The organism is Bradyrhizobium ganzhouense (assembly GCF_049949285.1).
Taxonomy (GTDB): Bacteria; Pseudomonadota; Alphaproteobacteria; order Rhizobiales; family Xanthobacteraceae; genus Bradyrhizobium; species Bradyrhizobium ganzhouense.
This window is the reverse complement of record NZ_CP181318.1, coordinates 4,638,622-4,651,575: the sequence shown is the minus strand read 5'-3', so window position 1 is coordinate 4,651,575 and position 12,954 is coordinate 4,638,622. Positions and strand designations below refer to the sequence as shown.

General features: G+C 64.2%; 14 protein-coding genes. 3 read left to right on the top strand and 11 right to left on the bottom strand.

Annotation, left to right across the window (positions count from 1 at the left end; translation table 11 throughout):
- Nucleotides 1-40: 40 nt before the first annotated feature.
- Both ACLFLU_RS21265 and ACLFLU_RS21260 read right to left on the bottom strand, forming a co-directional pair.
- Nucleotides 41-1,300 carry a CaiB/BaiF CoA transferase family protein gene (locus ACLFLU_RS21265; RefSeq protein ID WP_426406839.1) on the bottom strand — a complete coding sequence of 420 codons (1,260 nt, stop codon included), beginning with the start codon at nucleotides 1,298-1,300 and terminating at the stop codon, nucleotides 41-43.
- A gap of 8 nt (nucleotides 1,301-1,308) precedes the next feature.
- The gene (locus tag ACLFLU_RS21260) at nucleotides 1,309-2,103 is read right to left on the bottom strand and encodes an enoyl-CoA hydratase/isomerase family protein (RefSeq protein ID WP_426406838.1); all 795 of its coding nucleotides are present in this window, start codon (nucleotides 2,101-2,103) and stop codon (nucleotides 1,309-1,311) included.
- Between the two features lie 116 nt (nucleotides 2,104-2,219).
- Between ACLFLU_RS21260 and ACLFLU_RS21255 the strand changes: the two genes are divergently transcribed.
- The gene (locus ACLFLU_RS21255; RefSeq protein WP_426406837.1) at nucleotides 2,220-2,885 is read left to right on the top strand and encodes a GntR family transcriptional regulator; all 666 of its coding nucleotides are present in this window, start codon (nucleotides 2,220-2,222) and stop codon (nucleotides 2,883-2,885) included.
- A 13-nt stretch (nucleotides 2,886-2,898) separates the two neighbouring features.
- Here the strand turns inward: ACLFLU_RS21255 and ACLFLU_RS21250 are convergent, their stop codons facing one another.
- Nucleotides 2,899-3,825 carry a LysR family transcriptional regulator gene (locus tag ACLFLU_RS21250; protein WP_426406836.1) on the bottom strand — a complete coding sequence of 309 codons (927 nt, stop codon included), beginning with the start codon at nucleotides 3,823-3,825 and terminating at the stop codon, nucleotides 2,899-2,901.
- Between the two features lie 96 nt (nucleotides 3,826-3,921).
- Between ACLFLU_RS21250 and ACLFLU_RS21245 the strand changes: the two genes are divergently transcribed.
- Nucleotides 3,922-4,797 carry an ABC transporter substrate-binding protein gene (locus ACLFLU_RS21245; protein ID WP_426406835.1) on the top strand — a complete coding sequence of 292 codons (876 nt, stop codon included), beginning with the start codon at nucleotides 3,922-3,924 and terminating at the stop codon, nucleotides 4,795-4,797.
- Nucleotides 4,798-4,821: 24 nt separating this feature from the next.
- Here the strand turns inward: ACLFLU_RS21245 and ACLFLU_RS21240 are convergent, their stop codons facing one another.
- The 3 genes from ACLFLU_RS21240 to ACLFLU_RS21230 form a co-directional block, all read right to left on the bottom strand.
- Nucleotides 4,822-5,580 (bottom strand): sulfite exporter TauE/SafE family protein, encoded by a 759-nt coding sequence (locus ACLFLU_RS21240; RefSeq protein ID WP_426406834.1) that lies wholly within the window; start codon nucleotides 5,578-5,580, stop codon nucleotides 4,822-4,824.
- A gap of 325 nt (nucleotides 5,581-5,905) precedes the next feature.
- Nucleotides 5,906-6,379 carry a hypothetical protein gene (locus ACLFLU_RS21235; RefSeq protein ID WP_426406833.1) on the bottom strand — a complete coding sequence of 158 codons (474 nt, stop codon included), beginning with the start codon at nucleotides 6,377-6,379 and terminating at the stop codon, nucleotides 5,906-5,908.
- Nucleotides 6,380-6,395: 16 nt separating this feature from the next.
- Entirely contained in the window at nucleotides 6,396-6,722 is a 327-nt protein-coding gene (locus ACLFLU_RS21230; RefSeq protein WP_426406832.1) for a hypothetical protein, read from the bottom strand.
- Between the two features lie 102 nt (nucleotides 6,723-6,824).
- Between ACLFLU_RS21230 and ACLFLU_RS21225 the strand changes: the two genes are divergently transcribed.
- Nucleotides 6,825-7,757 (top strand): LysR family transcriptional regulator, encoded by a 933-nt coding sequence (locus ACLFLU_RS21225; protein WP_426406831.1) that lies wholly within the window; start codon nucleotides 6,825-6,827, stop codon nucleotides 7,755-7,757.
- A gap of 12 nt (nucleotides 7,758-7,769) precedes the next feature.
- Here ACLFLU_RS21225 and ACLFLU_RS21220 read toward each other — a convergent pair whose 3' ends face one another.
- The 5 genes from ACLFLU_RS21220 to ACLFLU_RS21200 form a co-directional block, all read right to left on the bottom strand.
- The gene (locus ACLFLU_RS21220) at nucleotides 7,770-8,489 is read right to left on the bottom strand and encodes a haloacid dehalogenase type II (protein WP_426406830.1); all 720 of its coding nucleotides are present in this window, start codon (nucleotides 8,487-8,489) and stop codon (nucleotides 7,770-7,772) included.
- Between the two features lie 156 nt (nucleotides 8,490-8,645).
- Entirely contained in the window at nucleotides 8,646-9,647 is a 1,002-nt protein-coding gene (gene glpX, locus ACLFLU_RS21215; protein WP_426406829.1) for a class II fructose-bisphosphatase, read from the bottom strand.
- A gap of 87 nt (nucleotides 9,648-9,734) precedes the next feature.
- A complete protein-coding gene (locus tag ACLFLU_RS21210) occupies nucleotides 9,735-11,051 on the bottom strand; it encodes a homoserine dehydrogenase (protein WP_426406828.1) in 1,317 nt (438 codons plus the stop codon).
- A gap of 28 nt (nucleotides 11,052-11,079) precedes the next feature.
- On the bottom strand, nucleotides 11,080-12,300 hold the full coding sequence (locus ACLFLU_RS21205; RefSeq protein WP_426406827.1) for an LL-diaminopimelate aminotransferase: 1,221 nt from the start codon (nucleotides 12,298-12,300) through the stop codon (nucleotides 11,080-11,082).
- 245 nt (nucleotides 12,301-12,545) lie between these two features.
- Complete coding sequence (locus ACLFLU_RS21200) at nucleotides 12,546-12,821, bottom strand: hypothetical protein (protein WP_426406826.1); 276 nt, start codon at nucleotides 12,819-12,821, stop codon at nucleotides 12,546-12,548.
- Nucleotides 12,822-12,954 lie beyond the last annotated feature (133 nt).

Below are 12,954 nucleotides of genomic sequence, written 5' to 3'. Positions count from 1 at the left end.
ATTTTTTCTGTTTTGTTTGATCAGTCGTCTCGACGTCCGTTCAGGCGACGCGTTCCATGCGCTCCCTGGATGCCGAGACGATCGCGCCGTCTTTCTCGAGCGCTTCGATTTGCTTTTCGTCGAACCCATGCTCAGCCAGCACCTCGCGCGTATGTTCGCCATAGACGGGCGCGCCGGACACGACCTTGCCCGGGGTCTCGGAGAACTTGACCGGCAGCCCGATCGTCTTGACCGGACCGAGCGTGGAATGCTCGACCTCGACGACCATCTGGCGCGCCAGCGTCTGCGGATCGCTGAGCGCCTCCAGCATGTCGTGCACGGGGCCGCACGGCACGCCCTTCTCGTCCAGCGCAGCGAGCCAATGCGCGCGCGTCTGCGTGCGGAAGCGTTCGCTGAGGACAGCTTCAAGCTCCTTCAAATTCGCCATGCGATCGGCGCCGGTGACGAAGCGTGGATCGGCGGCCAAGTCGCTCGCCCCGAGCGCTTCCAGCATCAACAGCCAGTGCTTCTTGTTGGCCCCGCCGACCACGAGCCAGCCGTCCGAGGCCTCAAATGCCTGATACGGCGCGTTGAGCGGATGCGCCGAACCCATCGCGCGCGGCGCGGTGCCGGCGGCGAGTGCGATGGTCGATTGCCAATAGGTTTGCACCAGCGCCGCCTCGTAGAGCGAGGTCTCGACCCACTGCCCTTCCCCGGTCTTCAGACGATGGGTGTAGGCGGCGAGAATCCCCATGCTCGCGAGCAGGCCGGCGGTGATGTCCGACAGCGGCGGGCCGCATTTCACCGGCGGGCCATCGGGGCGTTCGCCGGTAAAGCTCATGATGCCGCTCATGGCCTGCGCGACCAGGTCGAAGCCGCGACGGTGCTTGTAGGGACCGGTGCGGCCAAATCCCGACAGCGAGCAATAGATCAGCGCCGGGAATTTTTCGTGCAGCTCCTCATAGCCGAACCCAAGGCGCTCCATCGCGCCCGGCGCAAAGTTCTCGACCAGAATGTCGGCGTCTGCGATCAGCCGCCGCAGTACCTCCTTGCCCCCGTCGGTCTTCAGATCCAGCACGATGCCGCGCTTGTTGCGGTTCATCATCAGGAACGAGGCCGCCTCGTCGCCGATCTTGGGCGGGACCGAATGGCGGGTGTCATCGCCGTTCGGCGATTTCTCGATCTTGATAACATCGGCGCCCATGTCCGCGAGCATCAGGGTGCAGGTCGGCCCCGCCATGACGTGGGTGAGATCGATGACCTTGAGGCCGGCGAGCGGCCCGGAGCGGTGTGAAGTGGATTGCGATCGATCGCTTTGCATCGGGCGTCCTATTGACCGCGCCACTGCGGGGCGCGCTTGTTGAGGAAAGCATCGAGCCCTTCGCGAAAATCCTGGCTCGTGTAGCACATCAGGATGAGGTCTTCGCCCTCGTCCCGCGTCAGCCGCCGCTGCAGGCGGGCCACTGCCTGCTTGGTCGCGTTGAGCGTCAGCGGTGCATGGCTGGCCACAAGGCGCGCGACCTCGTCGGCACGCTTGTCAAGCGCCGGGAGATCGTCGACGACCTCACCCAGCAGCCCGACGCTGGCTGCCTCCGCCGCATCGACGAGGCGTGCGGTGAAGATCAAATCCTTGACCCGCGCAGCCCCGATCAGTGCCGTGAGACGGCTGACATTGGACATCGACAGGCAATTGCCGAGCGTGCGAGCGATGGGAAAGCCGATTTTTGTGCTGCGCGTGCCGATGCGCAGATCGCACGCCGCGGCAATGCCCGCCCCGCCGCCGGTGCAGAAGCCGTTGATCGCCGCGATCGTCGGCACCCGGCATTGCTCGAGCGTGGTCAGCACCCGGTCGATGCGGTTCTCGTAGTCGATGGAGTCCTGCGGCGCTTTGAATTCGCGAAACTGGTTGATGTCGGTGCCGGAGGCGAAGGCCTTGTCGCCGGCCCCGCGCAGCACCAGCACCTTGATGGAGCGATCGTCATTGGCCTGCTCGCAAACGGCGGCGAGCCGCTCGTACATGGCGAAAGTAAAGGCGTTGCGCGCCTGCGGGCGGTTGAAGGTGATCCGCCCGATGCCGTCCTTGCATTCAAATACGAGGTCGTCCGCCGCTACGGCCTGGTCCATTTCCTCGGTCCTTCCTGTTTTTTGTATTTTTGAATGCAAAATTTGGAATTTACAAGATATAATTGCTGCTACATCGTCCATTAGAACAATTTTGCATTCAAAAATAGAGATATCCCATGCTGCATGAGGAGGTTGTCGGCCGCATCCGCGACATTCTGCTCGACGGCGAGATCCCGCCGGGCGCACGGATCCCCGAGCGCGAGCTGTGCGAGCGGCTCGATATCTCGCGCACGCCGTTGCGCGAAGCGCTCAAGGTGCTTGCTGCCGAGGGCCTCGTGCAGCTCCTGCCCCATCGCGGCTCGCGCGCAGCAAAACTGACCGACAAGGACATGCGCGACCTCTTCGAGGTCTGTCAGGGTCTCGAGGCCCTGGCCGGCGAGCTCGCCTGCGAGCGCATTGCCGATCACGAGATCGCGGAGATCGCGGCTGCGCACGCAGCGATGGTGCAGCATTATCGCGAGGGCGATCTGATCCAGTACTATCGCGGCAACCGCGCCATCCACGAGGGAATCGTCAACGCAGCCGGCAATCCCGTGCTCACGGGACTCTATGCGTCAGTGACCGCGCGGATCCGGCGTGCGCGCTACGTCACGCCGATGACGCCGCAACGCTGGGCGCTCGCCGTCAGCGAGCACGAAGCCATCCTGAACGCGCTCCAGCGCCGCGACGGCGCCGGCCTCTCCCACATCCTGCGCGCGCATCTGCGCCACAAGCGCGAAGAGGTGTTGCAAGCGGGATTTGCGGAGACGGAGGCGAATGAGCCCACGCTGAAGATTGCGTGAGCAGGCTGCCCTGCTAGGCGCGATTGCCGAACAGATCGAGCGTGATCGACCGTAGCCAGCGGTGAGCGGGATCGCGATGGTAGCGCTCGTGCCAATATTGGGCGATCTCGATCCGTGGCAATGGCACCGGCGTCTTGAACACGGTCATCCCGAGCGGCTCGGCGACGATGGCGGCCAGATTGGCGGGCAAGGTCGCGACCCCATCGGTCTGCGAGGCCACGATCGCGCCTGCGATGAAGCTCGGCACCTGCAACAGGATGTTGGCGCGGGCGATCGTCCCCGTCAGCACGCGCTGCGTCTCGAGATGAGCCGCATGCCCGGTCTCGGACGCCGTGATCAGGATATGCTTCTCGTCGAGAAATCCCCGGCGCGTGCGCGCCGCTGCCGGCCTTGGATGGCCTCGCCTCACGACGCTCGCGTAGCCGTCCGAATAGAGCCGCTGGGAGCGAAGATGCCCCGCCGCGCGCGGCAAGGCGCCGAGCGCAAGGTCCGCCTCGCCCGACTCGAGCTTGAGGGCGAAGTACCGGGAGTCGAGCGGGATTGCGCGCACCTGAACGCGCGGTGCGAGTTCGGAAAGGCGCGCAATCAAAGGCGGCAGGAATCGCACCATGCCGACATCGGTCAACAGCAGGCTGAAGGTCTTCTCGGATTTCCGGGGATCGAACGGCAGCCGCTCCTGCCACAACCGGTCGGCCATCTCGAGCAAGGCGCGGATCTGCGCTGCCATCTCAACGGCGCGCGCCGTCGGCTGCACGCCGCTGCCGCGCCGCACGAACAGGGGATCGTCGAAGCGCAGCCGCAACCGCGCCAGCAGCTTGCTGATCGCCGGCTGCGTGGTCTCGAGGCTCACGGCCGCGCGCGTGATGCTGCCCTCGCGGATCAGCGCATCGAGCACGCGCAAGTCACGAAAGTCGATTCCGGATGATGCCATTTTTGACATGTGAAACATTCCTTCGTGGCCATGGATTGAGCTTCGCCCTTTGCTATCCTTTGGTCAATCGCGGAGCCGAACGGCCACGCAGACACGGAGGACGCCATGACCAAATTCGTGATCGAGTCTCATTTCCGTCTTCAGGAATGGGTGGCCGAGGAGAAGGGTTACTTCCGCGACGAAGGGCTCGACTACGAGTTCCGCGAGCTGATCCGTTCGACCGAGGGCCAGCACCACAACAAGGTCAATGAAGGTGCCTTCCAGAGCATCGAGAAGGGCCGCAAGGCCGACGTCAGCTGCGCCTGCCACTGGACCGTCAACGTCGCCGCCTCGAACGGCCACGCCAAGCTCTACGCCGACGTCCATTCGGTCGCGCCTTCAGGCATCTTCGTTGCGGCGGACTCGAAGATCCGCACGCCGGCCGATCTTGCCGGCGTGCCGATCTCGGTCGGCTTCCAGTCAGGCAGCCATTATTCGACGATCCAGGCGCTCGAGCCGTATCTGGCGCCGGGCCAGATCAACCTGACCTTCGAGGACGGCATGCTGTTCCGCCGGATGGAGCTGCTGTTCGAAGGCAAGAGCGAGGCGGCTTCGCTGTTCAACGGCCCCTATTATTTCGCCGAGCAGCTCGGCTACCGCAAGATCATCGACACCACGTTCATGATCGCGTCCATGATCAATGGCGATCCGGCGCCCGAGGACATCAAGCGCTACTTCCGCGCGCTGAAGAAAGCCCAGCGCGACATCGACCTGCGTCCGGAGCTTTTCACGCGCTACTACAAGAATGAATTTCCGGATCGTTTCCACGCCGCAATGGACACAAGGCGCTGGGGGCCCGGCGAGCGGATCGTGTTCGAACCCTATTCGCGTGAGATCTACGAGCAGTCGTTTGACTGGATCGAGAAACACGGCATCTTCGAAGCCGGCACGATGGGCGACGGCGCCTACGACAAGGCGACGGTCGCATTCGGGAGGATTTGAGGGCCGGAGGCCGCCTCCTCCATCTCAGGCGAGATAGCCGGATACACCGTCCCACAGCAGCTTCAACGCCGTCACGACCAGCAAGCCGTAGCAGGCCCGATAGATCTGCTGCTGGTCGAGCCTTCCGTGCAGTCGCCAACCGAGCCACACGCCGGAGGGAATGGCGAGCAGGCACACCGCCATCACGATCCAGACGTTGCCGGCCGGCCGCACCAGCAGCAGCCACGGCACCGCCTTGGTCGCATTGCCGACGGTGAAGAACAGACTTGTCGTCCCTGCATAGACTTCCTTGCTGAGGCCAAGCGGCAGCAGATACATCGCCAGCGGCGGTCCGCCGGAATGCGCGACCATGGTGGTCACGCCAGAGGCGAGACCCGCCGCAACCGCCTTCGGCGTCGAACGCGGGCGAATGGCGACCTTCGGATCGCTCACGAACCACAGGCCGACGAAGATCAGCGTGACCACCGCCATCACGATCGCAACCGCACGATGGTCGAGCACGCGGAACAGGAGATAGCCGAGGCCGATGCCGACCACGAGCCCGGGCAACAGCAGCACGAGGTCGGGCTTCGACCAGGTCGAGGGCTTCCAGTAGCGCAGCGCGAACAGGTCCATCGCGATGAACAGTGGCGCGAGCAGTCCGCCGGCCGTCACCGGGTCCATCACGAACGACAGCAGCGGAATCCCGACGATGGAGAATCCGCCGCCGAACGCGCCCTTCATGAAGCAGATCAGAAACACGCCCGCAAAGGCGACGATGATAGTCGAGACCGTCAACTCCACTTGCGCGTCTCCGTCATGCGTGAGTCCGGCGCCCTCTTCCGATTAGCGCGCTCAGTCCGCCCGCGACCCTGGATGCGAACTGTCCTTGCTATCAAAGAAAGCGCCGGGCAGCGCAGAGGGCACTCCAAAGGTCAATCCAATGAACGCCAGAAACAGATCGAGATAACTGAGGTGCATTGTCGTTGCTCCGCTGCCACCGAGTGCCACCGAGCACATCCGGTGCAATTTGCTCTTTAACTCAACAATGATCCGATCTATTGATCGGTACAATCCAAATATTGTACTCGATACAATTTAGATTGCCTCGCATACCGCAATACCCGGACTATGCGGCGGCCCGACCGGGACGGTTTGCGACACCGTGCCGGAGCTCGATCGCCTTGACGGAGTTTTCGAATGCCGTCTTGAGGACGCTTCGACCGATCGTCCCGAGCACGAGGCCGAGGAGCCATCCCTTGAGGTTCTTGCCCTCGCGCACGACGATCAATTCGATATCGGTCATGCCATCGATCCGGCGACGGAAGGTGTAGGTGTGGCCCGAAGCGCCGCCCCAAACGTTGGAATCAGTCGTGGTCAGGACGACGCGGTTGGGGTTGGACCAGTCGTAACGCAGCCGCTCCCAAATGCCGCGCGAGCCCTCCGTCACGTCGGCGTCGGTGAGACCGAGATGATGCAGTTCGAGATCCTCATCGGCGCTGTTGCCGAACACTTTCTGACGGCCCGGACCGAAGTCGATCAGCCCGGCAATGTACTGCGAGGGCGTCAGGGTGGTGGTTCGATGAAGGCGGATCGTGGACATCTGGGGGCTCCAGGGTTCAGTTCGTGGCCGCATTCGCATTGCGGATGAGCAGGCTGTCCCCGGTTCGGCTGACTTCCAGTGCGCCTGCCTGGGTCGGCGTCGAGAGCACGACGCGCTGACCGGGCGCCAAGACCGACACGACGCGGACCGGCGTTCCGGTCTCGCCCTGCGCGAGCGTCGTGACGACGCGGAATCCATCAGGCTGGACCGTGTAATAGGTGACGCCGGACAACTCGCCGAGCCGGACGCTTCGTCCTTCGATCGGCTTCAGATCGCTGGCGTGGGCAGCACCCAGTGACGCGACGGTGAAAGCGGCTGCGAGAAGTGTTTTGCGGATCGACATCAGACCCTCCGTTGGCTTGGGCGGCGGGCGGGACGCCCGTCTGCTCCCTTGCCGCAGGACATGGGTCGGCTAGGATCATCGATCAAACAGATGGGGTCGATAATGGGTATCGATGCTGTCAATCTCAGCCGTATCGACCTGAATTTGCTCGTACATCTCGGCGCGCTTCTGACCGAACGAAGCGTGACACGAGCGGCAGCCCGCGTCGGCATCGGCCAATCGGCGATGAGCCATAACCTCGCGCGCCTGCGGGAACTGTTCTCCGACGAGTTGTTGACCAAGGGGCCTGCCGGCATGCGCCTCACGCCGCGCGCGGCGATATTGTTCGAGCCGGTGCAGGCCATGCTGGCGCAGGCCGAGGCACTGGTGTCACGCGAGCGGGCGTTCGATCCGGCAACGGCGGTGCGAACGTTCAGGTTCGGATTGCCTGATAGCATGGAGATCCTGTTCATGCCGTCGCTGCTCGCGCGCATGCGCGAGGTCGCACCCGGCATTCACCTCCGGCTCTACAATTTCGACGCGTCGCGACTGCTCGAGGATCTCGATTCCGACGAGATGGATATCGCCATCGGCTACGATGCCTTCCAGCAGGGACAAGTCCACCACAAGCGGCGCAAGCTGTTCACCGAGAGCTATCTCTGCATGTTCAATGCCGAGAAGACGGGGATCACAGCCCCGATCTCGCTTGAGGACTATGTTCGAATCCCGCACGTGCTGACCAGCCTCAGGCCTGGGCGCAGCGTCCGCGGCATCGTCGATGAAGCATTGGACAAGCTTGGGCTGACGCGCTCGATTGCCCTCACCACGCCACGCTTCCTGACGGTCCCGTCCTTGGTGGCGCGCGCACCTGTCATCGTCACCATTCAATCGCGTCTGGCGCGCCGCTTCGCCGCCGAGCTCGGGCTCAGCCTCAGCCCCCTCCCCGTGGAGCTGCGTGATGTCACGGTCTCATTGCTGTGGCATGCGTCCTACGATCACGATCCGGCCCACGCGTGGCTGCGCGAACAGGTGGTGCAGCTTGCCGCCGAGCTGTGAACTCTCGCGCCCCTAGCACCCCAGCCGATCGGCGACGCCGCCGAAATCCTTCGCCACGATGTCCCACTGGCCGGTGGCTTCGAAATCGATCTTTTGAAATGGACCGTACTCGGTCGGCCGCGCGACGAAGGCGGTCTTCAAGCCGTAGCTCTGCGCCGCCTTGAGGTCGTAGTTGTGGGCGGCGACCATCATCACCTCTTCCGGCTTGAGGCATAGCAATCGCGCCGCGCCGAGATAGGTTTCGGGATCAGGCTTGTAGTGCTCGAACAGCTCGGCCGACATGATGAGGTCCCAGGGGAGCCCAGCAAACTTCGCCATGTTGGTCAGCAGCGCGACATTGCCGTTCGACAGCGGCGAGATCACGAATTTCGTCTTCAGCCGCGTCAGGCCGGCGACGCTGTCGGGCCACGGATGCAGGCGGTGCCAGCCCTTGGTGAGGTGATCGAGATCGGATTCGGTGAGGCCCTTGATCGCGAACTGCTCGACCAGCTTCTCCAGCGAGCGGCGATGCAGATCGTCGAGCATGACATAGCCGCGCTCGGGATGCTTGCGCACGTCGTCCATCGAGGCCGAGTACACGGCGCGCCAGCCGTCGACGAGCGCGGTCCAGTCGGCGCTGATGCCGCGCTGCCTGCCCCACCACATGAAATCGGTGATCAGGCTGGTGCGCCAGTCGACGACGGTGCCGAACACGTCGAACACCAGAGCCTTCACGGAGGACAGTTCGGACATTTGCGCTTCCCCGTATTCTTCTTGTTGTCATTCCGGGGCGATGCGCAGCATCGCACCCGGAATCCATTTCACCTCAGACTCTGCCGCCCGATGGATTCCGGGCTCTCCGGGCCGCGCACTTCGCGCGGTCCCGTCGCCCCGGAATGACGGAGCGTGTCAGTCCAAATGGAACTTGGCGAGCTCGCGGTGCTCGGCCTTGATGTAGCGCACGGTGCCGGTGACGGAGCGCATCACCACCGTCTCGGTCTCGATCACGCCATCCTTGCGGAACTTGACGCCCGAGAGCAGCGAGCCCGTGGTGACGCCGGTCGCCGCGAACAGGCAGTCGCCGCGCGCCATGTCCTCGATGCCGTAGATCATCTTGGGATCGTTGACGCCCATCTTGGCTGCGCGCTCGCGCTTCTCGTCGGAATCGAGGATCAGGCGGCACTGCATCTGGCCGCCGATGCAACGCAGCGCCACGGCCGCAAGCACGCCTTCCGGCGCGCCACCGGTGCCGAGATACATGTCGACGCCTGTGTTGTCGGGGTCGGCGCAATGGATCACGCCGGCGACGTCGCCGTCGGTGATCAGGCGCACGGCAGCTCCCGTCGAGCGCACGCTCTCGATGATGCTGGCATGGCGCGGACGGTCGAGCACGAGCACGGTGATGCCGTCAGGCTGGACACCCTTGGCCTTGGCGAGACGGCGGACGTTTTCAGCCGGCGTCGCGTCGAGCTCGACGACACCCTTGTCGTAGCCTGGACCGATCGCGAGCTTCTGCATGTAGACGTCGGGGGCGTGCAGCAGCGTACCGCCATCGGCCATCGCCATGGTGGCGATCGAGCCCGGCATGTTCTTGGCGCACAGCGTGGTGCCTTCGAGCGGGTCGACCGCGATATCGACTTCCGGACCCGCGTTCACGCCAACCTTCTCGCCGATGAAGAGCATCGGCGCCTCGTCGCGCTCGCCTTCGCCGATCACGATGGTGCCCTGGATCGGCAGCTTGTTGAGCTCGCGGCGCATCGCGTCGACGGCCGCCTGGTCAGCGGCCTTCTCCTGCCCGTGCCCGCGCAACCGCGCCGAGGACACCGCCGCCCGCTCCGTCACACGCACGATCTCCAGCGTGAGAATACGCTCGAGCAACGCATGCGGCGGCACTGAAATATGGGTCGACATCTGGCTAACTCCTTCAACAGCTCTCTGCGGACGTTCGCCGCATCAATTCGCAACATCGCGGTTCGTTCGAACCGTGGTGTTGATGCCCTAGTTTTTCTCGATCCGGATGACCTGCGGCCGTCCGCTGATCACCTTGTCGTGCTGCACGGCGGCGAGCGCGCGGCGTACCGCGTCCTCATGCGTGGCATAGGTGATCAGAATGACAGGCACGGGCACCGCCTTGCCATTTGCCGGCGCAGCGCCGCCATTGGGATGGCGCTGCACGATCGACTCGATCGAAATCTTCTGCTCTGCGAGACGGGTCGCGATCGCAGCCGCGGTGCCTGGGAAATCGCGCGCCAAAAGGCGGATGTAGTAGCCGCCCTCATGCCGCTCCATCGGCGCTTTCTTGGTGTCGCGCAGCTGCGCGATCGGCCGGCCGAACGGATTGGCGCGGATCCCGCGCGCAACGTCGGCGATGTCGGCGACGACGGCGGATGCGGTCGCGGCACCGCCGGCACCGGGGCCGACCAGCGTGATCGGCGGAATGCCCTCGCCATCGATCGTGACCGCATTGGTGACACCCATCACCTGCGCGATCGAAGAGGTTTTTGGAACCATGGTCGGGTGCACGCGCTGCTCGATGCCCTTGGCGGTGCGAACCGCAACGCCGAGCAGCTTGAGCCGGTAACCGAGATCGTCAGCGGCGCGCAGATCTTCCGGCGCGATGGAGGAGATGCCTTCGACATACACAGCGCTCTGAGCAACTTTCGTGCCGAAAGCCAGGCTAGCGAGAATGGCAAGCTTTTGCGCGGTGTCGTGGCCGTCGACGTCGAAGGACGGGTTGGCTTCGGCATAGCCGAGCCGCTGCGCATCCTTGAGGCACTCGGCAAACGACAGACCCTCCTGCTCCATCCGGGTCAGGATGTAATTGCAGGTGCCGTTGAGGATGCCGTAGACGCGGTTGATGCCGGTTCCCGCTAGACCTTCGCGCAACGTCTTAATGACGGGGATCGCGGCACCGACGGCTGCCTCGAAATTCAGCGCGCCGCCATGCTTTTCGGCGGCTTTTGCCAGCTTCAGGCCGTGCTTGGCGAGGAGTGCCTTGTTCGCGGTGACGACCGACTTGCCGGCACTGAGGGCGGCCTCGACCGCAGAGAGCGCGGGATCACCGGCACCGCCCATCAGCTCGACGAAGCAGTCGATGCCGGGATGCGTGGCGAGCGCCATCGGATCCTTCGTCCATTCAACGCCGCGCAGATCGATGCTGCGCTTCTTGGCCTTCGAGCGCGCGGTGACGGCGACGACGCGGATGCCGCGGCCGCTGCGGCCCGCGAGCACGCGCGCCTGCGTTTCAATCAAACGGACAACTTCGGCGCCCACGGTGCCGAGCCCCGCTATGCCCACTTTCAGGGGTGCAACCATGATGCTTTAGTGAACCTGCAGAAGAGAATTAGCGCCGATTGGCGAGCGGAACGACGTTGTGCAACGTTTCGATGCCGCTTTCAAGGAAGCGGCGCACGCCGCGCGCGGCCTGCCTGATCCGTTGCTCGTTTTCCACCATGGCGATGCGGACATATCCTTCGCCATGCTCGCCGAAGCCGACGCCGGGCGAGACCGCGACTCCGGATTTCTCCACCATCAGGGTCGCGAACTGCATGCTGCCGACGCTGCGGAACGCCTCCGGCAGCGGCACCCAGGCGAACATCGAGGCCTCCGGCGGCGGAATGTCCCAGCCGGCGCGGCCGAACGATTCCACCAGCGCGTCGCGGCGCTTGCGATAGGTGTCGCGCATCTCCTTGATGCAGTCGTCGGGACCGTTCAACGCCGCGGTCGCAGCCACCTGCACCGGCGTGAAGGCACCGTAGTCGAGATAGGATTTGACACGGGCGAGCGCCGCGATCACGCGGTCATTGCCGACCGCAAAACCCATGCGCCAGCCGGCCATAGAATAGGTCTTCGACATCGAGGTGAACTCGACGGTGACGTCGATGGCTCCGGGCACCTGGAGCACCGAGGGCGGCGGGTTGCTCTCGTCGAAATAGACCTCGGCATAGGCGAGATCGGACAGGATCAGGATCTCGTGCTTCTTCGCGAAGGCGACGAGGTCCTTGTAGAAGTCGAGGCTCGCGACATAGGCGGTCGGGTTCGACGGATAGCAGACGACGAGCGCCAAGGGCTTCGGGATCGAATGCACGATCGCCCGCTCCACCGCCTCGAAGAACTCCGGCGTCGGCTCCGATGGCACCGAGCGGATCACGCCGCCTGCCATCAAAAAGCCGAAGGCATGAATCGGGTAGCTCGGGTTCGGACAGAGGATGACGTCGCCGGGCGCGGTGATCGCCTGCGCCACATTGGCAAAGCCCTCCTTCGAGCCGAGGGTCGCCACGACCTGGGTGTCGGGGTTAAGCTTCACGCCGAAGCGGCGCTCGTAATAGGCCGCCTGGGCGCGGCGCAAGCCGGGGATGCCGCGGGAGGCCGAGTAGCGATCGGTGCGCGGCTTGCCCAAGGTCTCCTTGAGCTTCTCCAGCACATGCGGCGGCGCCGGCAGGTCCGGATTGCCCATGCCGAGATCGATGATGTCGGCGCCGGCATTCCGTGCGGCCGCCTTGGCCCTGTTGACCTGTTCGAACACGTAAGGCGGAAGGCGTCGGATGCGGTAAAACTCGTCCATGGCTCTCTGGGCTCCGGGCAACCGGTCAGGACAGAATCGGGGGGCGATCACGGCCCTTCGAGGAGATCTCGCCCTGCACACGAAAATCGCTCAAAAACAAATACTTGAAGCGAATTTCGGTGACGAGGACTGAACTCCTTCGCCCTGACTCTCGGTTGAATTGAAGTCTTTTTAGCACGGCGTGGCGGGGGCGCCAGCGATTACCTTGCGCCCGGCGATGGCCGCCCGCGCCCAATTGGCGGTCCTTATTTGGCGTCTTTGGCGGCGACGGCCTGGCGGTCGCGGGCGGCCGCAAGCTCGGCCTCGATCTTGGCGCGCTGGTCGGGCGGGATGATCGCCTGGTCACGATCCGGCGGCAGATCGTGCACCGGCAGATAGGCGCCGGGCTCCCTGGGATGAGCCGGCGTGTCGGCGGCCGACATGTCCGCGAGCTGACTCGAACAGCCGCCCAGCGCGAGCGCCGCCATCAGCAGCGCGCAGCCAGCAAGCCGCGACTTTTGCAGGTCCCACAACGCAAACACCTGGGAATTCCCCTACTCGTCCCATGCGAGGCTCTCGGGAGCTTAACCCGACAACCTGCCCAAGCTCAAACCATTGCTGCCCACAAATGGTACGAGCGAGAAATCATCCAAGGCCCACACCTGAAGAGGTGCA